This is a genomic window from Clostridium sp. AF35-15 (assembly GCF_003477745.1).
Lineage (GTDB): Bacteria > Bacillota > Clostridia > Lachnospirales > Lachnospiraceae > Otoolea > Otoolea fessa.
The window spans coordinates 172,911-199,273 of sequence record NZ_QUDY01000003.1; the positions used below are offsets into that span (position 1 = coordinate 172,911).

The 26,363-nt window shown below is 49.8% G+C and carries 15 protein-coding genes; 2 read left to right on the forward strand and 13 right to left on the reverse strand.

Annotated features, from left to right (window positions below):
* Positions 1–30: 30 nt before the first annotated feature.
* From srtB to rsmH, 5 genes are all read right to left on the reverse strand, one after another.
* Positions 31–831 (reverse strand): class B sortase, encoded by an 801-nt coding sequence (srtB, locus tag DWZ76_RS05165; RefSeq protein WP_182431267.1) that lies wholly within the window; start codon positions 829–831, stop codon positions 31–33.
* Positions 832–1,030: 199 nt separating this feature from the next.
* Positions 1,031–5,176: a vWA domain-containing protein gene (locus tag DWZ76_RS05170; protein WP_118472087.1), complete on the reverse strand. Its 4,146-nt coding sequence runs from the start codon at positions 5,174–5,176 to the stop codon at positions 1,031–1,033.
* Between the two features lie 52 nt (positions 5,177–5,228).
* On the reverse strand, positions 5,229–5,894 hold the full coding sequence (locus DWZ76_RS05175; RefSeq protein ID WP_117796377.1) for a hypothetical protein: 666 nt from the start codon (positions 5,892–5,894) through the stop codon (positions 5,229–5,231).
* 255 nt (positions 5,895–6,149) lie between these two features.
* Positions 6,150–6,995: a tyrosine-type recombinase/integrase gene (locus DWZ76_RS05180; RefSeq protein ID WP_118472132.1), complete on the reverse strand. Its 846-nt coding sequence runs from the start codon at positions 6,993–6,995 to the stop codon at positions 6,150–6,152.
* A gap of 309 nt (positions 6,996–7,304) precedes the next feature.
* Positions 7,305–8,363: a 16S rRNA (cytosine(1402)-N(4))-methyltransferase RsmH gene (gene rsmH, locus DWZ76_RS05185; protein WP_107000320.1), complete on the reverse strand. Its 1,059-nt coding sequence runs from the start codon at positions 8,361–8,363 to the stop codon at positions 7,305–7,307.
* A gap of 525 nt (positions 8,364–8,888) precedes the next feature.
* On the opposite strand from rsmH, the gene DWZ76_RS05190 reads away from it, so the two are divergent.
* Entirely contained in the window at positions 8,889–9,674 is a 786-nt protein-coding gene (locus DWZ76_RS05190; protein WP_118683898.1) for a MerR family transcriptional regulator, read from the forward strand.
* Positions 9,675–9,908: 234 nt separating this feature from the next.
* Here the strand turns inward: DWZ76_RS05190 and addA are convergent, their stop codons facing one another.
* The 8 genes from addA to DWZ76_RS05235 form a co-directional block, all read right to left on the reverse strand.
* Complete coding sequence (gene addA / locus DWZ76_RS05195; protein WP_118472089.1) at positions 9,909–13,736, reverse strand: helicase-exonuclease AddAB subunit AddA; 3,828 nt, start codon at positions 13,734–13,736, stop codon at positions 9,909–9,911.
* A 67-nt stretch (positions 13,737–13,803) separates the two neighbouring features.
* The gene (addB, locus tag DWZ76_RS05200; protein WP_118472090.1) at positions 13,804–17,271 is read right to left on the reverse strand and encodes a helicase-exonuclease AddAB subunit AddB; all 3,468 of its coding nucleotides are present in this window, start codon (positions 17,269–17,271) and stop codon (positions 13,804–13,806) included.
* Between the two features lie 34 nt (positions 17,272–17,305).
* Positions 17,306–18,808, reverse strand: coding sequence for an RNA polymerase factor sigma-54 (rpoN, locus tag DWZ76_RS05205; protein ID WP_118472091.1), 1,503 nt, complete (start codon positions 18,806–18,808; stop codon positions 17,306–17,308).
* Between the two features lie 90 nt (positions 18,809–18,898).
* Positions 18,899–19,237, reverse strand: a complete 339-nt coding sequence (locus DWZ76_RS05210) for a DUF1292 domain-containing protein (protein ID WP_022358993.1) — start codon at positions 19,235–19,237, stop codon at positions 18,899–18,901.
* A 298-nt stretch (positions 19,238–19,535) separates the two neighbouring features.
* The gene (locus tag DWZ76_RS05220; protein ID WP_118467928.1) at positions 19,536–20,069 is read right to left on the reverse strand and encodes a hypothetical protein; all 534 of its coding nucleotides are present in this window, start codon (positions 20,067–20,069) and stop codon (positions 19,536–19,538) included.
* Positions 20,070–20,083: 14 nt separating this feature from the next.
* Positions 20,084–20,704 carry a cob(I)yrinic acid a,c-diamide adenosyltransferase gene (locus tag DWZ76_RS05225; RefSeq protein ID WP_333489812.1) on the reverse strand — a complete coding sequence of 207 codons (621 nt, stop codon included), beginning with the start codon at positions 20,702–20,704 and terminating at the stop codon, positions 20,084–20,086.
* Positions 20,705–20,924: 220 nt separating this feature from the next.
* The gene (locus tag DWZ76_RS05230; RefSeq protein ID WP_118472093.1) at positions 20,925–24,287 is read right to left on the reverse strand and encodes a TRAP transporter large permease subunit; all 3,363 of its coding nucleotides are present in this window, start codon (positions 24,285–24,287) and stop codon (positions 20,925–20,927) included.
* Entirely contained in the window at positions 24,288–24,776 is a 489-nt protein-coding gene (locus DWZ76_RS05235; protein WP_117796365.1) for a TRAP transporter small permease, read from the reverse strand.
* A 548-nt stretch (positions 24,777–25,324) separates the two neighbouring features.
* Here DWZ76_RS05235 and DWZ76_RS05240 point away from each other — a divergent pair.
* Positions 25,325–26,353: a 3-deoxy-7-phosphoheptulonate synthase gene (locus DWZ76_RS05240; RefSeq protein WP_118472094.1), complete on the forward strand. Its 1,029-nt coding sequence runs from the start codon at positions 25,325–25,327 to the stop codon at positions 26,351–26,353.
* The last annotated feature ends 10 nt before the right edge of the window (positions 26,354–26,363 follow it).

Here is a 26,363-nt window from a genome sequence, read left to right on the forward strand (position 1 = left end):
GTTCCAAAAGTGCCTACCCGGGAACAGTTACTATTCTGCCGATTCATACGCATATAGAATTGTCCGGGCATTGTTAAATTCATAGCTGCATGTCACAAATGAATACAAACGCACGATCGTCCCCTCGATCGGCGCGGACGCGCTCGCGCCCGCTGTCATCTGCTGAATATATGACGCAAATTCTTCTCCCGATGCAAACTCCGTTTTCCGGCGGATCGCATCCGGCGATGTGCAGACAGCCGCCAGGGCTTTTAAATGAATCTCCCGCTCCGGCGTATAAAGAATGATTTCTGAATGCTGATCGAAATAGCCCTGATCCTTGTATCTGGAAATGTCCTTAAACATACTTCCATTCTTCATGTGATGGCCGTACAGCACGTTATGCAGGGACGAAAAATCTGCCCGATCGGCATAGTCCAGAAAAATCGTGCCCGCCGTGCTCTTCTGCCCGTTCAGGTCACGGTGCAGGTAATAATCATTGTCCTTCCCCTGAACCACCGGATAATTGATCTGAGTTCCCGGAATCTGAATCCAGGCAACGACGTCCGGATTCTGGGAATCCAGCACTGCGAAATCAATTGCTGACACATATTCTGTCTCCTTTATTGCATCCGTCTCATCTATCTCATTTTCCACTTCTGGCACTTTTTTCTCCGGCATTGTTTCTCCTGTCGTCCCTGCTTCCGACATTCCCACAACCTGAGCGGTCAGCTCTTCCTGCGCCTTCTCCTGACGCATTTCATCCCATTTATGCATTGCCACCCCCGCTGTACCGAACGCCAGACAGATGACAGCTATCACAGCCGCTGCTTTCCGTGTCCACTTTTGCATCGATCCCTCCATCTTTGCCCGTGAAACGTTCTGCGCCTTTATTTGTTAAGCAAATTATATATTTTTATAAATGATGTATTAATTTGCATACAAAACGAAACAGATAACAGCATAGTTTTAGGACAGCGCCATTTTTTCTGGCGCCGCCCTAAAAACCTGCTCTTATAACCGGGCAATTTTTATTTTTCTATGTCTCGTCTTACTCTTCCGTCTTTTTTCTGCCCGTCATTAATACATAAGCTGCTGCCATCATTCCAATTGCCAGCAGAGCCATCGGCACATCCATCCGATCCGTATCCCCGGTCTTCGGAAGTCCTTCTGCCGGTACAACCGGCTGAGGTTCTGGTACAACCGGCGTAACCGGTTCCGTCGGCTGGGCTGCCGGTCCCGACGCGGTTGTGGTCGAAGACTTTTTACTGCCAGAACTACTTCCGCCTCCGTGACCGCCGTGGCTTCCGCCTCCGTTATTGCCTGGATTCGGGGTCGGGGTAGGATCAGATCCCGGTTCCTGGCTTCCATGTTCTACCACATATGATACGGTCGGCTTCGGGAATTCTTCTGGCCGATACTCATTTCCACGGCTGTCTACCGGATACAGGACCGCCTCCTGATTGGTATAGAGCCCTTCATAGTGCTGGCTGCCGTCCCGGTCATATTTTCCATAGGTTCCATCCGCCGTCTTTGGGTTTATCAGTTTTACGGTATAGGTCAGCTGCACCGGTGCAAAGTTTGAAACTGGTTCATTTATATACCAGGTAAACATCTCTGTCTCTGCCTTATTTCCCGCGTCATATACCACTTTAAAACGATAATTCTGCGGTCCCGGTTCTCCGTCTCCAAAATACCAGGTGTTGCCCTCCTGATACATAGAAAGCGCTTTTCCCCCTACTGTCAGCTGGTCTAAGTGATCGAAATCAAAGTTATAATCCTCTTTCACATAGCCCATATAATCTTTCACAACAGAACCTTTATCAACGGCATACAAAATATCATTTTCTATACTGTCAAATGAAACCTGCTTTCCATTCGCGAGGTACCGCATGAAACTCATTCCCCACTCATAGTTACTTGCCGTTCCGGGCGGCGTAATCGGCATCGCATAGCAGTGATATCCTTCCGAAGCTGCCTGTGCGTACGCCTCGTATGAAAGATATAATGCCTTATCGATCGAATTCACATAATTTCCTGCTTCCTCCACCGGTGTAATAAGCGATGCATCCGGTTCCGTTCCATATGGATAGTCGTGTGTATCCTTCTGCTCTGAAAGTCTGGCTCCTATGCCGGTCAGCCATGCATTCCAGTCCGTCGGTGCCTGATTATTTCCATACTTGGATTTCCAGTTATCCGGTCCTGCAAAATGTTTCGGAGAATCTGCTATAAATCCCCAGGCAACCGCCGTCGGATTCTCATTAAACATATAGGTAATACCATCACTGACAACTACCAGTGTCTTGCGTTCATCTTCCACTCCTGTATCCTGGTCTAACATTGATTTACCCGCTAAAATACCTGCGTGAAGATTGGTTCCACTCTTAATTTCCTGACAAATGGCTGCTTCAATCGCCTCATATTGGGTCTCCAAATCCATAAATCCATCCGTATGCGCTTCCTTGTTAAAGAGCACTACTCCCACTTTGACCTTTGCTCCCTTTTCCTGCACTTCTTTCTTGAGGTTCTGAAGCATTTCCAATGCCTGCTCTTTCAGTCCCGTGCTGGTTGATTTATCTAAGACAAGCACCACATCACTTACCAGCTGCTCCTCCGCTGACGGCAAGGACAAAGCCACTTGAGACTTAAAATTTTCATCCAGCTGTTCCGCTGTCTTCGATTTAGAAGTTCCTCCCTCTGGAATCGTCGGAAGTTCTCCTCCCGGAATCGTATATGATACAGTCGGTTTCGAAAATACTTCCGTTTTTCCTTTTTCCTGATCGCTTCCAACCGGATGCAGCACTGCTTTCTGGTTCGTATAAAGTCCATCATACTCTTCGCTTCCGTCTTCATCGTACCGTCCATACGATTCTCCTGGATTGTTCTTCGGATTTACCAGTTTTACCGTATAGGTCAGCTGCACCGGTTCATTATTTTTTACCGCCTCATTCATCGTCCAGATGAAATGTTCTCCTCCTTCCTTATCCGACGGATCGTATTCCACCTTAAAACGATATTGAGCTGCATTCACGTCTTCATTTCCAAAATAAACGGTATTTCCATCTTTCCATTTAGAAAGCTCCCTGCCGCCAACAGTCAGACGGTCGATGCTCTTTAAGTCAAAATTGTAGTCATCCTTGACCCAACCCATATAATCTTCCACAGTCGAGTCCCGATCGACGGCATAAAGGATATCATTTTTGATATCTTCAAAACTTACCGTTTTTCCGTCTGCCAGATATTTCACAAAGCTCGGTCCCCATGGATAGCTTTCACCAGCAGATGAACCAATCGGCATCGCATAGCAGTGATACTGTTCCTTCGCCGCTTCCAGATATGCCTCATAGGAAAGATAGAGCGCTTTATCAACGCTATTGGCATATTTTTTTCCTTCATCAGGTGGGGTACATGGCGTTAAATCTCCTGGCTCATATGAATGGTCAAATGCATCGCCCTGTGCATCCATCTGCGCTTTGATTGTACCCAGGCGCTCGTTCCACTCATCCTCCGATAATGCTTTATTATTCCCATATTTAAGAATCCAGTGATCCGGTCCCGCCCAGGAATGTTCTGAACCATCATTCTCAAATCCCCAGGCAACCGCCGTCGGTTTTTCCCCAAAAATATAGGTAATGCCATCGCTTAAAAGCACCAGACTCTTTCTTCCTGCTGCCACCTGCGTATCCTCATCCAGCATTTTCTTGCCTGCAAGGATTCCAGCCGAAAGATTCGTTCCGCTGCTAATATTCTCACGGATCGCTGCCGCAATCGCATCATACTGGGTTCCCAAATCCATAAAGTCAGACTTGTGCGCTTCTTTATTGAAAATAACGACTCCAACCTTTACTTTTGCGCCATTTTCCTTTGCCTGCGCCTGCAGCTCCTTAAGCATCTCTAACGCCTCATTTTCCAGCTGCACGCTGGTAGATTTATCCAGCACAAACACAATGTCATTTTCCAGTTTTTCCTCCGCTGACGGAAGGGAAAGTGTTACCTGGGATTCAAAATTTTCGTCCAGATTGGTAGCTTTTTTAGACTTCGAAATCTGCCAGTGTGGAATTTCTTCCACTTCCACTGCCGACAAAACAGCTACGTCTGTCAGACCAAGCTCCATCGCGGAAGTTACAAATGCGGCTGCGGATGCATTCTTAATGCCTACCGTTTCATATGAATCCCCCAGAATGCGTTCGAAATTGTCTTCTTCTGCTTCGTCGCCTACAATCGCCTTATTTTTTTCGTTTTCATCGTTCTCGTTCTCTTCTTCTTTTGCATCAGACGGAGATGCCATTGCAGCTGAAGTCAAAAACATCGAAAAATGAGCCGAACGTGATACCTGAACTGAACCTTCGTCCTGGGCGCTGTCATTTTCTGAATCCGATGTATCTGCATCGGATGTATCTGTTTCGAACGCATCCATGTCTGCTTTTTCATTCTCGTTCTCAGAATCCGGTTCCGATAAATCTTTCTTGTCATCCGCTGCTTCCGATTCTTCTTTTATTTGATTGTTACCTGTATCTGAAGCATTTTCCTGCTCCTTTACATCGTCCTCCAGAGCCGTATCCTCTTCTGTGATATCTTCACTTCCTGCCGGAACTGCACTTTCCGGTTCTTTTACCTCATTTTCTATCTCGGTCGGAACCGCTTCCTCTGTCTCCAGCTCAACCTGCTTTTTTACTTCACCAAATGGCGCAACCGTCATCCATGCGCTGGCTCTTCCATCCACCAGAATCCGTCCGGTGCGCTCTTTTGAAGAAGAATTGGTCATCAGGAAAATAATTTCTTCATTTCCGCTGATCGTATACTGATCCATGTCCTCTTCATCCTCTAAGCGGGCATACATTTTCAAAGTAAGCCGGTCGTTTTTCTTCTCGAAATCTGGATGCAGTTCATATAGATTTCCTTCTTCAAACAGTCCCTCGTAGGTTTCTGCCTCATCGCCGGAAAACGTAAATGCATCCTCTTTTACTGTCTTTCCTTTTTTAGCAGCATCCCGGATTGCCTGCCTGAGGACTTCTTTTTCCAATGAAAATTCCTGTCTTTCATCCCCTCCTTCGGATGTGGCAGCTGCAAATGCGGCTGTATTTGCCACGCTTGTGCTCAACATACTGCTGCACAAAAGCACTGACATGAAACGCCTTGACTGACGTTCAAACCATCCTTGACTGTAACTTTTCCCCTTTTTCTTCGCTTTTTTCATTCTTTTTGCCTCCTGTCTTATCTATCATCAACGCAGGTCCCCTTATGCAGATTTAAATACCTCCCTTCTGCACCGCTTTCACGCCATGTTCCCGCAAAAATGGCTCGTACAATTCCTCTTCTGCTTTTTTCCGCGCTGCCACCGCATCCTCAAGGTTTACGAAGGTTCCAAGGTTGTACACTTTTCCCTGAAAGCCGATCGCTGCCCGCCACCGGGAATTTTCCCGCTGGTAGACGCCTCGGTAGCCGCTTGTATTGTTTGCCGTATTTTTCTGGTTGGCGATTCGTTCCAGGCAGGTTCCGCCTACAAAATGAATCGCTTTTTTCATGTTTTTCTTTCGTGTCTCCGCCTGCAGGCACCCACAGCTCTTGGTTTTTCCCGCGCACAGGCTTTCTTTGGATGCCTCAATCAGGCGTCCGCAGCTACAGACACATTTCCAATATCCGCCTGTCCGGTTGGAATTATCCGCCTCTTCAAGCACTTTCAAACGTCCGAACTGACGGCCTGTCAGATCGATCCGCCGACTGGACGGAAGCTCCTTCCGATAGCACCCGCAGCTTTTCGTATGCCCTGTTTTCAGATGGGACTCCTCCACGGTCTTTTCTTTCCCGCAGTCGCACCGGCACAGCCAGTAATGGCGGCGGCTTTTTGCTGCCTGTTTTATTTCCCGGCAGACAGTCAGACGTCCATACCGGCGCCCCGTCAGATCTTCTCTCACATACTCCACCTCCCCGGATGACATAATGGGAATTATGTCATATCCGACTGTTTCATTTTTTCTTTTATTTGCAAAGCTTTTGTCGAATTTTCCAGATTTTGGATAGAATATCTGTGTTATTTCAAGTACTGTTTTTAACGCCTTTGTATGTTGAAATTCTTTCTCAGAAGTGATAAACTTAATAATAGAATCATATATTTAGATATGTATGCAGATTTTTTCCATTTCATGACATAATTCCCATTATGTTTTTCGTCAATTTTCCCTATCAATCAACAAACCTAATTCCAGCTGTCTGCGGCACGCTTCACGGCTGCTGATGATCGTATAACGTCTTGTCGTTTCCACGCTGCTGTGACCCAGATAGTCTGCCAGACGGACCAGATCGTGATCGCGCTCATAAAATATCTTGGCAAACAGATGGCGCAGATTGTGCGGATATACCTTGCTCGGAAGAACACCCGCTTCGGTGCAGACGGATTTCATGTCCGCCCACACATTCTGTCTGCGGACTGCCTGCCCGTTTTTTGTGACAAAGATGCTGCCTCTCACAATCCGCTGCTTCTGGCAGTACTGCGTCAGATACAGCATCAGCGACTGCGGCAGCAGGATCACCCGCTGTTTTCCCTTACAGTCGATCACTACTTCCCCCTGTGCCAGCGATTCCGCTGTAATATATGAAAGCTCGCTGATTCGTATGCCCGTGCTCGCGATCGTCTGCAATATCGCACAGAGGCGTTCATCGCCGCGCTCCCGCGCCGCCTTAACTAACTTTTGATAATCGCTGCGCGTCATTTCCTGTCTCTCATCACAGAAAATCCGCTTCTGCACCCGGAACGTGCGGACACAGTATTCCTGTCTTCCGATAAAATGAAAGTAGCTGTTCAGAGACGCAAGCATCGAATTGGCGCTGGACGTTTTATAATGAGCTTGCAGATATTCCTTAAAAGATATAATTGTATTTTTATCCCAGTCTTCATCAGCAAACATCAAAAACTTTCTCACGTCCCTGCAGTATTTTTCGATCGTGTGGCTGCTTTTTTCCTGTTCTCTCAAATAATCCCTAAATCGTTCCAATTCATTTTGTGTTTCCTGTTTCAATGCGTTTCCTCTCTTTCTCACGAAACTTTCTCGCGTATTTGTTTTTTTCGCAGCTGTTTTTTCTTTCACAACTGTGACCACTTTTCTATTTTCTGAAAAGTAATCTTATAGTATACGCACCGGAAACAGAAATCTCGCAAAAAAAACATTTTTGCTCTTTTAATCGGATTTTTGCAGAACCAGACATCACTGCGCCCGAAATTTTTCACATGGACTCTCTTTGATCTTCACAATAAAAACAGGACAGCCGCTCCCATATTGCTCGGAACAGCTGCCCTGTTTTTTCATATATTTTCTTTTATATTCATTTTACTCGTCCGCCCGGATCGCCCAGCGCATCTTCGTCGAGCGGGCACGCGGGTTCTGTACGCACTCCTGCGCGGACGGGCGCACCACATCTTTGGAATATTCTTTATAGATACCGGCGCGATATCCCTCTTTGAGCGCCGCTTTCACCAGTTTATCCTCTCCGGAATGGAAGGTCAGGATCGCTGCCCGTCCGCCCGGTCGAAGCGCATTTGGAAGCTTCTCCATAAACTCATAGAGTACTTCAAATTCCTGGTTTACATCGATCCGGAGCGCCTGGAAAACACGCTGACAGGTCTTCTTGACTGTCTCCTTTTTCTCCTTTTCCGGAAGGAAATCCAATGTTTTTTCAATGATTTCACGGAGTTTCGTGGTCGTATCGATCCGATTTCCACGGCGGATCTCATCCGTGATCGCTTTTGCCAGCTCCTCGCAGTACGGTTCGTCTGAATTTTCGTACAGCATGCCCGCCAGCTCCTCACGCTCGATCGTGTCAAGGCGCTCGGCGGCGCTGATGCCTTTTTCCTGATTCAGGCGCAGGTCCAGCGGTCCATCTACCTTGAACGAAAAGCCTCGCTTCGGATTGTCAATCTGCATCGAAGACACGCCCAGATCGGCTAAAATAAAATCAAAACCACCCGCTTCTTTGGCAATCTCATCGATTGTACAGAAGTTCTGGAGACGGATTGAAAGCATGTCCTCGCCATAGCCCGCTTCTTCCAGGCGTTTCCGCGTCTTGGCAGATTCCTCCGGATCAACATCGGTCGCATACATATGTCCCTGCCCTTTCAGGCAGGCCAGCATCGCCTTCGTATGTCCGCCGTATCCTAGCGTCGCATCAAATCCGACCTGCCCCGGCTGGATCTGCAAAAAGTCCAGAATCTCCTGCACCATAATGGAAATATGCATGCCCGCTGGTGTATTTCCCTTCTGAATCACGTGCTGGATCGTGTCCTGATACTTCTCCGGCTGCAACTCTTTATATTTTTCTTCAAATTTTTTTGGATATTTTCCTTTATATCTGACACGCCGTTTGTGTGGTGTCTGATTTTCCTGATCCATAAAAGCCTCCCATATCTGCTTAGATTTTCCATTGATTTTCCCATCTGTCAAATCGAAAATCATATTGGTTCAAGCATATATGGAAGGCGTTCAAATGTCAATTCTTTCTTGATTTTTCCAGATAAAACGCAGCATCATAGGTATACAATAAAGGCGTTTTGGTTGAAATGTTTCTCCGGGCAGATGTTTGCAGATGAGCCATCAAATCTTTCTGTATATAAAATACTCATTCTCCCCAATGTCTGACGCTCCTGCCTGCCCGGATACTCCTTTTCAACGTACATAGTATGACAAATTGTGTGGTGTTTTGCATCGGCGGAATACTTGACACGGCATCCCGCTTTCAATAAAATGATTATATACCGTACATTGATGTACGATACAATCCCTTTTTAGCTAATTTATATAATTTTTACTTATTTTTCATGTAATTATACACAACTATGAGTGTAAAAAATTGCACCAGAATCCTACATGACAAATATACATGATTGCACATCTTATGGATATCTAACAGGAGGTTTTATGACGCACGATAAAAAACGGCTGCTCTCGATCGGCGAGGCAGCCAAAGCGTTGGAAGTGACCCGGCGCATGATTTTAAATTATGAAGACAAGGGTCTTATTCTGCCGGATCAGAGAGACGGTATCAATGGAAACCGTTACTATACAGCAGACACCGTCTCGCGCATCCGGAGCATCCGCATTCTGCAGAATCTCGGTCTGTCGCTGGATGATATCTATGCCTATTATCACGGCACGACGGATCTGGAGCCGCTGATCACTCGTCTGGAAGATCTGCGTGACGAGATCAGCCGGAATATTGAGAAATTAAAAGAACATTCAAAAGGGCACAATGACTTTGAAATCCGACAGATAGAACTTCCCGCCCAGACCGTTTACTGCCAGGATCTGCATTCGACAGAACTTGAAGACAAGAAAGAGCAATTACGTGGCGTCTTCATCAAGGCGATCCGCCAATATGGTTCTGACACCACCCAGCATATGTTTTTCACCGAATACAACCTTTCGAATCCGGGCGATTTTACCTGCTGCATCGCCGTCCCGCCGGAAAGCCGGGGTGAACATCTCGTCACCCTGCCTCGCCAGAAAGCGCTCTGTATCTTTTATCACGGTGCCTATGAAGGTCTTCCTGTAATTGTGAAGCATCTTTGTGCGTATGCAAACAAATATCAGATTCCATTAAAGGGCACCGCCCGCCACCTCTATCTGGAGGGACCGCCCCAGCACAAAAATCCTGAGAATTTTCTGACGCAGGTAGCGGTTCTGATGGCGGATGATACCCTTTAACCAAAACTTATTTCTCTAATTTTATTATTTTAATTCCTCTGGGCGCAGCACGCATTGACCCACTCTATAAAATTATCGGCCGCGGCAGCCCGCATGGACATAAACAAAGCCCTGATCCGTATAATCCGTAAAACTCCGGTACTCCGTCAGATCCTCCTGCGCCGCATATCCCGGCGTATTGACTGGAAATACGATCGGCTCCGAACGTGCCTATCTGTATCCAGAATCACTGCCTTACACTTCAATCGCCCCAAACCGGAACGAATACAGGTAGCGCTCCGCCACCCTTTTTCCTGTCATCTGTTCTAGTGCGCGGGTATAGTAGCGCACCTGTGCCTCATAGCGGCGGATCAGAATGTCTGAATTTTCCACATAATCTGTCTTATAATCCACCAGAACCAGCTTGCCGTCCTCCTCAAAAAAGGCGTCGATGATACCCTGTATCAGAATCCGCTCATCCGAATCCCAGTCGCCCATTTCGCGCGCCGGAATACCGATGACGAACTGTTTTTCCCGGTACAGTTTCCCGGCTGCTGCCGCTCTCTGCATGCGTTTTCCCAATGAACTGGCTGTCAGTTTTGCCAGATCTGAGCCGCGCACCAACGCCGCCGCCTCGGCATCCATCCGCCCCTCAGCCGCCAGCTTCGCCGGAAATGCATTTAACTCCTGTCTCGACATTGCCTGCTCAAACGGCAAAAACTGCAACACACGGTGGTACGCTGTACCGCGCGTCGCGCCGCCTTTTTCTTCCTGCTCCTTCTCCATAAACACTGGCAGCGTCGGCAGAAATACCATCTCCTCCTCTTCTTCCTCCATGCCCTTTTTCTTGAGTTCAGAAACGGACATCTTGGTGTTGAGACTCAGATCGTCCAGGTATGGGTACTGGAAATGGTAGTTGCTGCTGATGATCGATTCTATTTGCCTGATATTTTCGAGCCGATTTTGCGTGTTTGGATGATTCTCGTCATTCGACAAATGGCTGTCCTCCCCCGCCAGCCACCGCAGCCACTCTCTCGATAACGTCTGGCGTATCTGCGTGCCGATCTCACGGTCGATCTGGTCGGAAAGCGTTTCCATCTGATATGAAATCCACGGATTTTTTTCCGGAATACTCATCAAAATCCAATCCAGATAAGAGGAAGCCAGCGTCAGAATCGTATACGGAATCGCCCCGTGTTCGGCTGCCACTGCGCTCCACTTCGCAATCCGATCCTCCAATTTCCGGGAGGACGCCGTCAGAATCAGTTTTTCCTTCGCACGCGTCAGCGCCACGTAAAGAACACGCAGTTCCTCGCCCAGCGCCTCCAGTTCCATCCGGCGTTTCATCACATTTTTCTTGAGCGTCGGTCCCTTGATGCGCTTCTCGCTGTCCAGATAGTCGGTTCCGATTCCCAGATCCGCGTCGATCAGAAGTTTCCCCCGCGTATCCTGCTTGTTAAAATTTTTTCCCATTCCAGCCACAAACACGATCGGAAATTCCAGCCCCTTGCTCTTGTGGATGCTCATGATCCGCACCACCGTTCCCTCGGAATCCGCCACCGGCGCCTCGCCAAAATCTGTGTTATATTTTTTCAATTTTTCAATATACCGGATAAAATGGAACACGCCCCGGTAGCTCGTCGCCTCGTAAGCAGCCGCTTTCTCCACCAGCATATCCAGGTTGCCGCGCCGTCCCGCCCCGCCCGGAAGCGCCGACACATAGCGGTAATAGCCCGTTTTGTCGTAAATCCGGTAGAGGAGCTCGTGCATCGGCAGGTAAACAGCTTCCTGGCGGAATGTATCCAGGAGAGTAAAGAGTTTTTGGAGTTTTCGGCGCAGGTTATTCTTTTGAATTAATTTATTTTTTTGAAAACGAAACGCATCCGCGATCGACGACTCGTCACTTTCGTCATTCGACTTCACCGGTCCATCCTCGTTCATATACTCCACAACCGCCCGGTAAAGCCCTGCATCCCGCGACCGGTCAACGCCCGCCTTATGTTCCGCCACAATCCACGCCATCTCCTCATCAGAAATGCCGCCAAACGGCGATTTGAGCACCGACGCCAGGGGAATGTCCTGCATCGGATTGTCAATGACTGCCAAAAGATTCAGCACCGTCTCGACTTCCAGCGTATTAAAATATCCCGTCCGAGACTCTGCGACCGCCGGAATCCCCTGCGTCGCCAGCACCTCGATAAATTCTTCCGCCCATCCGCTGACGCTTCGAAGCAGAATCACAATATCCCCGTACTGCGCCCGACGGTAAGCGCCAAGCTCCTTATCCCAGATCGTGATCCCCCGTTCTTTATCCGTCATCTCACGGATCTTTCCGGCAATCATGCGCGCTTCCAGCTCTCTGGAGGTGTAATCGGCTGCCTCATCATCTAACTCAGGGGATTCCGTCTCTTTCTGCGGCTGCGCCGACAAATCCACCAGCAAAAGCTCCGTCTTTAACTCATCCAGGCCATCCCGCTCTTCAAAGGCTGCGCCCGGATGCAGTGCCGCATCTTCCGTATAGGATATATTTCCCAGCTTTTCCGTCATGATACGGTAAAAAATCGCATTGATCGATTCCAGTATGTGATCCCGGCTTCGAAAGTTCTGGTGAAGCTCGATCTTCTGGTGCGCGCTCTCCTCCGACGTGTATGTGCTGTATTTTTCCAGAAATAATTCCGGTCTCGCCAGGCGGAATTTATAGATACTCTGCTTGACATCGCCCACCATAAACACATTCGGGCGGTCAAAGCGTTCACCGCTGATGCACTGGATCAGCGTCTCCTGAACCAGGTTGCTGTCCTGGTACTCGTCCACCAGAATTTCGTCGTACTGCACGGCGAGCTCATCCGCGACTGTGCCTGGTACGCGCACTGTCCAGGCATTTTTCCCTTGCATCTGATCGGTTTCTTCTGCACTTGAAGTTTCCTCCGCCTCAGAACATTCTGCTTCCGGTTCTGTCAGGATCTCCAGCGCAAAATGTTCCAGATCATGAAAATCCACCACATTTTTCTCTTTCTTCTTCGCCCTAAACCGCCGTCCAAATTCCTGCGCCAGCTCCAAAAGTTCCAAAATCCGCTCTTTTCCAGCTTCCATATCCGCAAGCATCTGCTCCGGGGAGGCAAACAGATACTCTCCTTTTAACTTTTCAACTGCTTTTTTGACCCGGCTGCGGCAGTCGGAAACAAGCGCCTTTTTCTCCGGATCGACCTCCCCGTTTTTGCCGCGGATCGCCGCCAGACGCGAAAACGTAAATTGTTCCAATGCCTCCGAGATCGTTTCAAACGAACCGGCTGCCCCGCAGACTGCCTCCGCATGGCGCAGATCTTCCTCGATCATCGGCAGGTACGGCATCGGTCCCCCCGTCTCCTGGCAGATCTCCCACGCCTCCCGAAGCTGTATTTTCCACTCCTGCGCCTGCAATGCAATATCACGCAAAAGGAACTGCATCCACTCCGTCTGCTCCAGCTCTCCCTGTTCGGTCAAGAGCAGCTCCTCACGGCATTTTTCATACCACGCATCCGGCCACGGGTTACTCTGGGAGAAATTGTAGACCTGCATCACATACTCGGCAATTCCATCGTCCGCCTTGCCCGTCGCATACGCGTCCACAAACTCCTCATACCGTTTCCCGCCGTCGCGGTAATAATCTTCCAGCAGCCCATCCATCACATCAGCGCGCATCAGAAGCATTTCGCCCTCATCGCCAACCCGGAATGCCGGATCGATGTCCAGCCGGTCAAAATGTTCCCGCATGATATGCAGGCAGAAGCTGTCGATCGTCGTGATCTGGGCAAACTGAACCAGAACTGCCTGCTGCTGGAGATGTTCATTTTCCGGCTCCGATTCCAGTTTTTTCTCAATCGCCGCCTGGATCCGCTCCCGCATCTCCGCCGCTGCCGCCCGGGTAAAAGTCATGACAAGCAGGCGGTCTATGTCCTTCGGGTTCTCCCCCTCCGTGATCATCTGGATGATCCGCTCAACCAGCACCGCGGTCTTGCCGCTTCCGGCCGCTGCCGACACCAGGAGGCTTTTCTCCCGCCCCTCAATTACCTGCTTCTGTTCCCTGGTCCAATTTACTGCCATTTCTCGCCCTTTCCTTTTTCATGACTGGTTCATTCTTTCATTCCCACAGTCACAGCCAAACACAAACTTACCGTTCCGTTTCCTTATCCTTTTCTTCCATCTTCCCCCAGATCTCCTCCGGGCTCAGCTTATCAAAACGCCGGAACTGGTAGCCGTCCGTTTTCAAATCAAATCCGCACACACTGTGGTACGGGCAATAATCGCACGCCGTTTTCTGGCCGTTTTTGTACGGCGACGCCGCAATGTTTCCATCCAGAATCTCCCGCCCCATATGCTTCATTTTCCGGTTCACATACGCGCCCAGCACACGGAATTTTTCTTCCCCTGCCGCCTGCGAACGCCGCTCAACGATCGCCTCATTTTTAATCGAAACCGGCACAACATCCGAATCCGCCGTCGCCTCCTCGCCCAGCCGGTTATCCAGATGTGCCAGTGCCTCCCGATCGCCGTTTACCAGCCCGTTCATCCGCAGTGCCTTCAAAATATCGGCATTCGTTTCCTCCTCCGACTCCACCGGCTTGCGCTCCACCATCGGATCCTCGATATGATAATAGAAAAGTCCCGCTGGAACCACCGTTTTATCCGGGTATTCCCGCCCGATCTTCTCCATCGCCGCATCCATGTAGACAACCAGCTGCAGCTGCAATCCATAATAAATATCCGTCAGATCAAATTTCGTTTTTCCCGTCTTGTAATCAATGATCTTAAGGTACAGCCGGTCGCCATCCTCGCAGAGATCGATTCGGTCAATCCGCCCGCGCAGATGGATCGCCTCCTCGCTTGAAAGCGGAATCCGCATCGCTTTCAGGTGATCCATCGGTGAAAAACTGACCTCAAACCCGGCTGGCTCAAAATCACCTTTTTTTAGCTGTTCCGTCAGTGCCCAGATCGTCCGATCCGTGATCCGGTATACCTTCCGTTCCAGATACTGGTTCCGGTACGAGCTTCCCAGAATCGCATTACCGTATTCCTCCGTGACCGACGCCACACACTCCGCCACCATTTTCTGGCGGTCTTCCTCCGAAATGCCGGAAAACAGACGATTTTCCTCTTTCATCCGCGTGAAATACATGTCGATCGCCGCATGGAACAGATTTCCGATATCCGACGGGGCAATCTCGTACATCTGCCGTTCCGACAATTCCAGCCCATACGAAAGAAAATGTGCATACGCACACGACGCATACAGCTCCATACGCGTCACACTGCCCCGCAGAATCGGGCTATAGAGCGCCCGCGCCGCCGCCTTCCCGATGCCCGTATCCTGATAGGTATAAAATGCAGCATCCGAGAGCGCCTGCATTTCATCCCGGTACGATTCTGCCTGAATAAAGTATCGGTACAGCGATATAAACTGGTCATTTTCCCCGCTTTTTTCATCCTGCAGTCCCCGAAGCACCCAGCTCATGCCAAGCTCCGGCGACCAGAGCGCTTCCTTCTCTTCCTCCGGCTGTTCCAGACGTTTCTCCGGAAATAATTTAAGCAGCTGCAGCATCAGACTCGAAGGACGCATCGCTTTTCCCTCGGCAGAGGACGCCGCACACGACAGATAGAGATAGTCCGACGGCTTTGTCAGCGCCAGATAGAGATAAAATCGCTGCAAAAAGCTTTCCTCCCGCGCGGTCGGCGCCAATTCTACCTGCATTTCCCGCAGCGCCCGGCGATCCGCCTCCGAAAGGATCCCGCCGCGTCCCGAAACAGACGGCACTATCCCGTCATTGACTCCGGCAAAAAACAACACTTTTATATTGGAAAGACGGGTTCGCGTGATATCGCCGACCACTATCCGGTCCACGACCGCGGGGATCAGTCCTACCTTGATCTCCGCAAAACCGGCGTCCAGAATCTCTGCATACTCCCGCTGTCCCATGATCTCCTCGCCGAGAAGCGCCACAATCCGGTCAAACAGATCCATCACCAGCCCATACACCTGCCCATACTCCTTGGCAAGACTCATATCGCCTACTTCTTCAAACTGCTGCGCCATCGCCGCCAGCTTCTGCTCCATCTCAAATGCTTCGAGAAAATGGACCAGCGCCTCCGTCCGCTCGCGCACCGTTACTTTGCGGTTGGAAAACACCTCCCGAAGCGGCAGAAATGGTGTGACAACCGCCTCGCGGAACTGATTTAACTCATCCAGATTGATAAGCTCAGCCCCCCGGTACACGCGCTCCCATGTGCTGTTCCACCGCTTAAACCCGCGGATTCCAAGCGCAATCACATAATTTTCCGCCTGATAGATCACTTCCGGTGAAAGCCCCGCAAGCGGCATCACCAGCCCTGTTTTCAGGAATCGAAACACCGATTCATAGGAAAAGCCCGATTGCAGCACCTCCAGCGCCGCCCGGATTAGTTCCACCATCGGGTTACTTAAAATATTTTTCTTATAATCAATAAAACACGGGATCTGATTCTTCTCAAACTGCCTCAGAATCTCCGGCGAATATGTCTCCAAGTCGCCGGTAATCACCGCGATCTCCCGGTAACGGATGCCCTCCGATGCCACCAGACGCCGGATTTCTCCGCATAAGAAAGAGATTTCCGCCTGCGGGGTTGCTGCTTCAATTAGACGCAGGCTTTCCCGGCCGTGTTCAGCCGCAGCCCCGCTTTCGTTTCCGCTCCCAGAATGATACACCTTTCCCCTATATCGGAACAATTCATTTTCAATAAATCCCAGTTCCGGACTGTCCTTAAATCTCCACATTGGTTTTTCTTTCAACAAAATATCCTCATCCCGGCTGCATCCGGCAGCTGCAGCACGGTCAATCAGACGGCAGACGGTATGACGGCTCATGTAAAAGAGCTTCTGCTGCACGCTCTCGCGGTACGGGTTGTCCTCCGGATCCATCGTGACCGTCACAATCACCTTCCGGCAGCACCGGAATAAGAGTTCCAGAAGCTCATACTGGATCGGCGTAAAGCCCGTATAGCCATCCAGCGTCACAACGCTGTCGCGGATGAGCTGTGACTGCGGCAGCACCCGGCAGAGAAGGCTTAAAATTTCTTCTTTTACGATCACTTTTTCCTCGGTATACGCCTGGAATGCCCGGTATAAAACCTGCATATCCAGAAGCTTCTGGCGCAGCAGCGGGCTTTTCGTCTCCCCGATCAGCGTCTCCAGCTTTTCCTCCGTGATGCCGTACTGGAAAAACTCAGACAGCATCGATTTGATCTCACTGATAAAGCCCGCCTTGTCCAGATGCCCTCCAAACAGGTGCAGATTTCCCCGGACGCCCGATGAGACGCGCCGCAGAACCATCGATTTTCCCATATCATCCAGCACCGCCAGATTTTCAATCGCTAGTTCCTCAAACACCCGGTATGCCAGACGCTCAAAACTGACAATATCGATATTCATCACGCCATGGTTCGGATGCAGCATCACGATCTCTTTCTGCGTCTGCATCGTAAACTGTTCCGGCACCAGAGCAAAAAAACGTCCGTCCGGCTCTTCCATCGACTGACGGATCAGATTTTCATACAATGTCCGTGTCTTTCCCGAACCGGAACCACCGATTATAAATTGCAATGACATAGTTTTCCCTCTGTCTTTCTGTCTATGTTTTCTGTCAGATACCAAAGCATTTCCGCCCGGATGCATCCCGGATTCCCATTTCTTCCCGGTATTTCGCCACGGTCCGCCGCGACAGCGTGATCCCCGCTTCCGCCAGTTTTTCTGACAACACGCGGTCGCTGAACGGCTTTCTCGGATTTTCCGTTTTGATCAGATGGCGGATTGCCTCCCGCGGATCTCCGCCTGTTTCTATCCGATTCACCACTTCTGCCTGAACCGCCGTTTCTTCCTGATTCGCCGCCTCTTCCCGATCTGCCAGTCTTCCCTTATCCGTCATCCCAAATCCCCCCGCAGCCATGTGTCTTGAAAAGAAATATGACAGCGGAAAGATCCCCCAGCGGCATTGCAGATATTTTTCACGCACTGTCCGGCTCAGCGTCGGCTCGCTGACCCCCAGCGATTTAGCCGCCTGTTTCTGCGTCCACGGAGCCAGTTTTCCACTTCCTTTTGCAAAAAACTCCCCCTGTACGCACAAAATCTCTTCTGCCAGCCGCAACAATGTCTGATTGCGCTTCCCAATGCACTGGCAGACCCATTCAGCCTGTTGGATTTTCCCCTCAATATAGTCCTTTGCCTCCGTCTCGGTATCTTTCTGCTTCATCAATGACAGATAATACGGATTGATGGCAATCTGCGGCAGTGTCTCATCGGAAAGCTGCATTTCAAATCCGTGTTCCGTCTGGGTAATAATTATATCTGGTACGATATATTTATCATAGTTCTCATCCCCATATCCGCTTCCTGGTTTGGGATTCAGCTCCCGGATCCGCGCTGCTGCCAAAAGCACTTCCTCCAGTTTGCAGGAACATGCACGGGCAAGCTGCTTCATCTGGTTTTTCCCAAGAAGATCCAGATGGTTGGAAATGATGCGTGCTGCCAGCATTTCGGTTCGCATCGTTTCATTCTGAACAATATCAATCACCGCGCTGCCGTCCTCTTCCAAGCAAGACAACTGCATCAACAGGCACTCCTTCAGCGACCGCGCCCCGATCCCGCGCGGTTCCAGCCTGCCAAAATTTTTCCAGATACGCTCCCCTTCTGTCTCCTCAATTCCCAGCCCAGCGCAGAGTTCTCCAAAATTCACGCTGAGATATCCGCTTGCATCCAGATTTTTGATCATATAGCGGAATATTTTTTCTTCTCTTTTCGTCAGATGCAGCATACACGCCTGTTCCAGAAGTGATTCCAAAAGCCCCTCCTGGCTCCGTCCCGGCTCTAATCGTCCCGCCTCTTCTTCCTCATCCTGATAATAGGTCTGGTTCTGGCGGTCAAGGCTGGCAAGTTCTTCAAGTCTGCTGATTTTCTCGTTCAGCTCTCCATTTTCTTCCAGCCGTCCGTTCTCCGGCTCCCGCTCTTCCAGATCCACCACTGGATTTTCCAGCGCCATCTCTTCTATGTACTCTTTCAGCTCTATCTGCCCCATCTGAAGAATATTTGCGGATTGTATCATTTTCTGGGACAAGGTCTGTTTGAGCTTTAACTCCTGTTTCAGTTCCATCGTACCACCCCTGAAAAGATGTAAAACGCCCAGATGCCTCGCCGTTTCTGCCTGCGAAGTACCTGGGCGTCCTGTCTTTTGCCTGCCTAATTACTGATCCAGCTCGTCCTCGCCGACCAGCTCATCATATTCCTGCTCGTCCAGAAGCTCGTCAAACGCATCTGCCACGATCTCATACTCATCGTCGTCCTCGATGTTTTCCAGGTTCGGCTGTCCGTTCTCATCCTCGCTGTAACGGTACAGATATACCTCTCCGTCCTCTGCCTCGATGTCATCCATCGGAAGAAGGGCAATATAATCCTTGCCGCCTGCCGGGAAAATCGTCAGAACAACACACTCAATCTCTCTGCCGTCATCCAATGTCAGAGTCACGGTCATCTCCTCGCCGTTGTCGATCTCTTCCTGCGTCATATTCTTATTATCTGCCATATTTTACCTCTTTCTTTTCTATGCCTTTTCTACGTCCCACAAGATCCGTTGGCGGAATCCTGTCTTGACTCCACTGTATCAGAGTATTCTGTAAAAATCAAGACTTGACTTCCTCATTGTCCTCTTCATCTGCCGCCTCGTTACTGTTCACGCATACGTGCCCAGTAACGGAATTTGCCGTGGCTTCGCATTTAAATACAGAAAATTCCTGCTGCCGCCACGTTTTCTTACGGCACTTTCGGTTCCAAAAGTGCCTACCCGTGTACAGTATCGCCGCTTCATTCCGATACGCCGCCATCTATTCCAGCCCCTCATCCGGCACCTGTACGCGCATTCCACGTGCAAATGCCCGGTTTAAGCGGATTGTGTGCCGTGCCAGCGGGTTAAACAGCATATAGATGCAGAATACCGCCTCGATAAATTCGATTGCCGCCGCCGTCACCAGCATGAAAACCAGCGGAAATGGCAGCCACCAGCTCATCTGAAGCAGCGATACGCCGCCCCACACGATACTCGCCCCACGCCCGATCAGCATCAACACCGTAAGCACCGGGCTCTCCCGCAGCATCAGCATATACCAGCCATAAAAAATAAACGGTCCCAAAAGCGTCATGACCGCATTTGTTTTCTCCATTCCATAGACAAATGTCATAATCAGATAAAACAGGCAGTACAGAACCCGCACCCCCGTCAGAATCCGTACCATCCAGTGCAATGCCTCATTCTGCTCCCCGTAACCCGGAAGTGTTTTTTCCATCTGTTTTACCCACATTGCCCATTCCCGCTGCACTGCAGCGTACTCCGGACGATGCTTTCTCTTTATAAATCCCATTCAGAGTCCCCTCTCTAATATTCAATTCCCCGCCGCGCCAGGATTTTCCGGTCAAACGGATGCTTGATTTTTTCCATCTCTGTCACGTAATCAGCCCGCAAAAGCAGCTCCTCCGGCGGTTTCCGCCCCGTCATCACAACCTCCAGCCCCGCTGGTCTGTGATCCAGAAAATCCACTATATCCACCAGCTCCAAAAGTCCCGAAGAAAGAGAAGCGCAGACCTCATCCAACACCAGCAGAACATCGCAGGTTTCATTATTCTGTATTTTCCTGCTTCTTGAATCCTCCGTTTTCCCACACCGCTTCACTGCCTCACGGCACGCTGTCTCAAACATACTTTTATAATAATCCGCTGCCTCCTGCTTCACTTCATCGGTCATTTTCCACGTGAATCCAAATGTTTTTTCACAGGGAATCAACGTCACCTCCGGGAGCCGCTTTAAAATCTCCACCTCCCCAGACTGGTCCGTTTTTAAAAAGCGGGCAGCAACTACCTGTTTTCCCGTTCCTGCCGCCCGGACCGCCAGACCGATCGCCGCCGTCGTCTTTCCTTTTCCATCGCCGCAGTACAGATGTACACATCCCATATATTTTTCCTTTTCTTCCTTATTTATCTCGCTTTTCATCGCACTCATACCAACTATCTTATCATATCAAACTGCCAACCACAATATTTGCCCGATTGAAATTTACATTGAAATATTTGGCATCTTACTGTTCACGCATACGTGCCCAGTAACGTAAATTTCCCCATATACGCAATCTGGCGGTCTGATCCCAAGGACCAGAACCGCCAGAAAACCAAACTCAATGATTCAATTTTACCAAACTTCTAACTTCAAACTTCTAATTTTCCTATTTGAATGCAGCAACCAGCTCTTCCGCATCCTTATAACCTTGTTTTTTCAATTCCCCGATATACCACTCGGTTACCGGTTCTACAATCGCCTTGAAGGAATCGATATCCAGATCCTCATACGGGATGACCTCGACACCATTCTTGGACTGCCATCTGGAGAGGATCTCATCGTCGCCTGCGCGGTTGATCTCGCGCTCGTACTGAACGGCAAGTTTGCCGCACTCATCGACTACCTCCTGCTGCTCCGGTGTCAGGCTGTCGTAAATATCCTGGTTGATGCAGAAGAACAGGCAGTCATAGTTTGCATTCCACATGGAAACGTATTTCTGTACTTCCTGTACGCTTGCCGCATCAATCGCCGGAAGCGGGTTCTCCTGTCCGTCTACCGTCCCCTGCTGCAATGCCGTGTAAGTCTCGGACCAGTTCATGTTGGTCGCATCTGCGCCCCACAGCTCGTAGCACTTCATCAGAAGGTTTGAACCAGCCACACGCACTTTCAGGTTCTTCATATCTTCCACGGAACGAACCGGGCGCACGCCGTTCGTGAGCTGACGGAAACCATTTTCCGCCATACCCATACAATGCAGGTCATAGGAAGAAAGAATCTCATCCATCTTCTGACCTGCCTCGCCGTCCAGCTTCGCGTCGGCGTCCTCCACTGAATCAAACAGATACGGCAGCGATACCACGTTGAAACGCGGGTCAAATGCCGAATAAATCAGGTTGCTGTGCATCGAAATCTGCACCGGATCTCCGTTCATCAGCGCCTGGATGCCCTCGGACTGGTTTCCACCGGTCAGCTGATCCGCTGCGTAAACATCTACTTTGACCTTGCCTCCCGTTGCCTGATCCATCAGCTCGCCAAACTTGCGTCCTGCCTGTGCCCAGGTACTGGTTTCTGTCGTGGAACACGTAAAGTTCCAGGTCATTTCCGGCCAGTTTAGGTCACTGTGATCTTCCACCTGATAGGTCGAAGAATTTTCAATGCCCGCCGTCTTAACTGCACTAGCCGCATTTTCAGTAAAGGTGTTTACCAGATCCTCTGCATCATCAAAGCCCTGGGTTTTCAGTTCTCCGATAAACCATTCCGTTACCGGCTCAGCTGCTTTCTTAAAGGATTCGATGTCGAGATCCTCATATTTCAGCACCTCCACACCGTTCTTAGTCTGCCAGCGATCCAGAATCTCCTCATCGCCTGCACGGTTGATCTCACGCTCGTAAGCAACTGCCTTACGGCCTGCCTCATCAACAACCGCCTGCTGCTCCGGTGTCAGGCTGTCATACAGCTTCTGATTGATGCAGAAGAACAGGCAGTCATAGTTTGCGTTCCACAGGGAAACATATTTCTGTACTTCCTGTACACTCGCCGCATCAATCGCCGGAAGCGGGTTCTCCTGCCCGTCTACCGTGCCCTGCTGCAGCGCCGTATACGTCTCGGACCAGTTCATATTGGTCGCATCTGCGCCCCACAGCTCATAGCACTTCATCAGAAGGTTCGAACCAGCCACACGCAGCTTCAGGTTCTTCAAATCTTCCACGGAACGAACCGGATGTTCACTGTTGGTCAGCTGACGGAAACCATTCTCCGCCATACCCATACAATGCAGGCCATAGCTTTCCAGGAGCTCAACCAGCTTGTCGCCCGCCGGACCATCTAAGACTGCATCCGCTGTCTCAACAGAATCAAACAGATACGGCAGTGATACAACATTGAACCGCGGGTCAAATGCCGAATAAATCAGGTTGCTGTGCATCGAAATCTGCACCGGATCGCCGTTCATCAGTGCCTGGATGCCCTCAGACTGGTTTCCACCGGTCAGCTGATCGGCTGCGTAAACATCTACTTTGACCTTGCCGCCGGTCGCCTGCTCCATGAGCTCGCCAAACTTGCGTCCCGCCTGTGCCCAGGTGCTTGTCTCGGTTGTGGAACACGTAAAGTTCCAGGTCATATCCGCCCAATCCAGATCGCTGTAATCGCCGATCGTGTTGAAATCGTCATTGTCTGTCTGGGTGGTTCCGCTGTCGCCTCCGGCTGTCTCGCCATTTTCAATGGCTGCCGCACTTCCCAGTGCCGCCGGCAGACAGGTCGAAATCTGCGGAATATAAGTAATTATCAGTAAAACAACAATGGAAGCGGCTACCATCGGAACGACTGCCCTGGAAATCTCCTGCAGCGTTACGCGGATACCGTCTCTTAATTTGATGCCGATCGCGACAAACAGGTTGACACCGACCGGAGGTGTTACCTGACCAATTGCCAGGTTGACCGTTGCCATGATACCAAATGCGATCACGTTGTAGCCCAGTGCCTTGCAGACCGGCAACATGATCGGGATGAAAATGTACATCGCAGAATTTGCATCAATAAAGCAGCCCGCGATCAGGAAAATAATGTTACAAATCAGCAAGAAAGTAAACTGGTTGCCTGCCACTCTTGCTAACAGTTCGGAAGCAGCCGTCGAAATACCGAAACGGGTGCAGACAAAGGAGAACAGCGACGCACACGCTACGATCAGCATGATGCCGCCGGTGGTCTTTGCCGAATCAATCAGAATTTCCCACAGGTCTTTAAATTTTACTTCCTTATAAATAATCATACCGACAAACAGACCGTACACAACGGATACGGCTGCCGCCTCGGTCGGTGTAAAGATGCCTCCGTAGATACCGCCCAGAATAATGACCGGCATCAAAAATCCCCAGAATGCATCCTTAAATGCGTTCCAGCGCTCTTTTGCGGATGCTTTCTCTACGTTGGACGGCACGACATGATTGCGGCGTACCTCCAGCATAACGACAACTACCAGAGCCAGACCCATCAGGATACCCGGAATGATGCCTGCCATAAACATATCTCCGATGGAAACACCTGTGATCGACGCGTATACGACAAACGCGATACTCGGCGGGATGACGATCGCGATGGAACTGGAAGTTGCCATCAATGCCGTCGAGAAGGCTGCGGAGAAACCGCCCCGCTCTATCATCGCCGGAATCAGGACCGCACCCAGGGCCGCTACCGTCGCCGGACCGGAACCGGAGATCGCGCCGAAGAAGCAGGCTACGATGATACACACATTCGCAATGCCGCCTTTTCTGTGACCGACACAGGTGTCAACGAAACGGATCAGGCGCGTGGAAATCCCCGCCTTCGCCATGATATTTCCGGATAATACGAAAAACGGAATCGCCAGCAGCAGGAATTTACTGATGCCGGAGTAAATATTCGTCGCTACAATCGTTAAAGAAGTACCGGAATACAGGATCGCCGCCGCGGAAGAAAGTCCCAGACAGACGGAGATCGGCACATTCAGCACCAATAATACGAAAAAGGTAATAAAAAGAACTGCGCTAACCATTTATTTGTCCTCCTTTTTCGTACACTCATCGAGACAGAACTCGATAAAATGAAGAATCATGCACGCCGAACCGATCGGTACAAAGGACCAGAAGATCCACTCCGGCCAGTTCAGCACAAAGGTACGTTTCTGGTTCGCAAGCTGCGCCAGTACCTTGTCCATGCCATAGTAAAATAAGATTCCCATAAAGAGAACCGAAAAGATCGTAATCAGAATCACAACCGGCTTCTTTGCTGATTTCGGCAGACGCTCTGTTACCAGATTTAAGCCTACCAATCCGCCCTCACGCGCAGACAGCGCCGCGCCAAGCAGCGTAATTAATACGAAAATGGCAACAACCAGCTCCTCTGTAAAGGACCAGGACTGGTGAATCACCTTACGGGAAAATACATTTCCCACCGTCAGTACAAGGATCAGGAGCATCGTGACTACCAGCACGGTTTTCTCAACCATCGCCACAATATCCATCAGCTTTTTATATCCATTCATACTGCGCTCTCCTCCTAAAATAAGTATCTCATTTTTCCACATTTCTGTCGGCTGTACGCATTCATCTGAACGTTTTTGTGTCATAGGACACAATTTCCTAAGGCATAAAAAAACGCCCCCAGATAATAGGGACGAATGAAGTGCCAGATTTCTGCTAAATGTTCTGTTTTTCTCGGAAAACACGCAAACATATGCAGCACCAAACAAACAAACGCTGCTCCCGCTTGTGCGGGATTCGTACAAAAACAGTGACCGCCGCGCCCTTGCTCTCAGTCAATCGAGGCATGAACGGTTCCGTTTTCATATGGAACTATATCAAACTAAAATTAAATATTGCTGATATGGAATATATTCTACACTTTTTTAATAAATACGTCAACCATTTTTATAGACTACGGTCTATTTTATAAAAGCCACATAAAAATAGCATAAAAGAAATAAAATTCTTTTCCCTCAACCTATTGATGATTTGATTTTTCTATACTATAATAAACATCATACGCTTTAAAGTGCGAAAATCTTTTAGACAATACAGGAGGATAAAACTCATGGGATTTGAATATGTCAGCAAGCTGCCGACCCCGGACGAGATTCGTGCACAGTTTCCACTGGCACCGGAGCTGGCCGCAGAAAAAGCTCGAAAGGACGCTGCTATCCGTGACGTCTTTACAGGCGACAGCGACAAGTTTCTTGTCATCATTGGTCCGTGCTCTGCTGACCGGGAAGATGCGGTTATTGATTATGTAAACCGTCTTGCCAAGGTACAGGAGAAAGTGAAGGACAAACTGATTCTGGTTCCTAGAATCTATACCAACAAACCTAGAACAACCGGTGACGGCTATAAGGGACTTTTACACCAGCCAAATCCGGAAGGTAAGCCAAACTTATACCAGGGTCTGATCGCGATTCGCAAACTTCACATGCGTGTGATCGAAGAAACCGGCTTCTCGACCGCAGACGAGATGCTATACCCGGAGAACCTGACCTACCTTTCCGACGTTATGTCCTATGTTGCAGTCGGCGCACGTTCCGTTGAGAACCAGCAGCACCGCCTCGTTGCCAGCGGCATCGACGTACCGGTCGGCATGAAGAATCCGACCAGCGGCGCACTCTCCGTCATGCTGAACGCCGTACACGCAGCACAGCACGGTCATGAGTTCATCTACCGCAGCTGGGAAGTAAAGACACAGGGCAACCCGCTGACCCACACCATCCTGCGTGGTGCTGTCAACAAGCATGACCAGTGCCTGCCGAACTACCACTACGAAGACCTGAAGCTGCTCTTAGACCTCTACAACGAGCGTGATCTGAAGAATCCGGCCTGCATCATCGATGCAAACCACTCCAACTCCAACAAAAAATACATGGAGCAGATCCGTATCGTCAAGGAAGTACTCCACAGCCGTCGTCACTCCGACGATATCCGTAATTTCGTCAAAGGCGTCATGATCGAAAGCTACATCGAACCAGGCAACCAGAAAGTTGGCGAACACATCTACGGAAAATCCATCACCGACCCGTGTCTGGGATGGGATGATTCCGAGCGTCTGCTGTATGAAATGGCTGAAGGATTGTAAAATATAGAAA

Coding starts and splice junctions, on each gene's coding strand:
- DWZ76_RS05230 (WP_118472093.1), bottom strand. CDS start 24,287: ATGGTTAGCGCAGTTCTTTTTATTACCTTTTTCGTATTATTGGTGCTG.
- DWZ76_RS05220 (WP_118467928.1), bottom strand. CDS start 20,069: ATGGGATTTATAAAGAGAAAGCATCGTCCGGAGTACGCTGCAGTGCAG.
- rpoN (WP_118472091.1), bottom strand. CDS start 18,808: ATGGAACTGAAACAGGAGTTAAAGCTCAAACAGACCTTGTCCCAGAAA.
- DWZ76_RS05190 (WP_118683898.1), top strand. CDS start 8,889: ATGACGCACGATAAAAAACGGCTGCTCTCGATCGGCGAGGCAGCCAAA.
- DWZ76_RS05210 (WP_022358993.1), bottom strand. CDS start 19,237: ATGGCAGATAATAAGAATATGACGCAGGAAGAGATCGACAACGGCGAG.
- DWZ76_RS05240 (WP_118472094.1), top strand. CDS start 25,325: ATGGGATTTGAATATGTCAGCAAGCTGCCGACCCCGGACGAGATTCGT.
- srtB (WP_182431267.1), bottom strand. CDS start 831: ATGCAAAAGTGGACACGGAAAGCAGCGGCTGTGATAGCTGTCATCTGT.
- DWZ76_RS05170 (WP_118472087.1), bottom strand. CDS start 5,176: ATGAAAAAAGCGAAGAAAAAGGGGAAAAGTTACAGTCAAGGATGGTTT.
- DWZ76_RS05235 (WP_117796365.1), bottom strand. CDS start 24,776: ATGAATGGATATAAAAAGCTGATGGATATTGTGGCGATGGTTGAGAAA.
- DWZ76_RS05225 (WP_333489812.1), bottom strand. CDS start 20,704: ATGAGTGCGATGAAAAGCGAGATAAATAAGGAAGAAAAGGAAAAATAT.
- rsmH (WP_107000320.1), bottom strand. CDS start 8,363: ATGGATCAGGAAAATCAGACACCACACAAACGGCGTGTCAGATATAAA.
- addB (WP_118472090.1), bottom strand. CDS start 17,271: ATGTCATTGCAATTTATAATCGGTGGTTCCGGTTCGGGAAAGACACGG.
- addA (WP_118472089.1), bottom strand. CDS start 13,736: ATGGCAGTAAATTGGACCAGGGAACAGAAGCAGGTAATTGAGGGGCGG.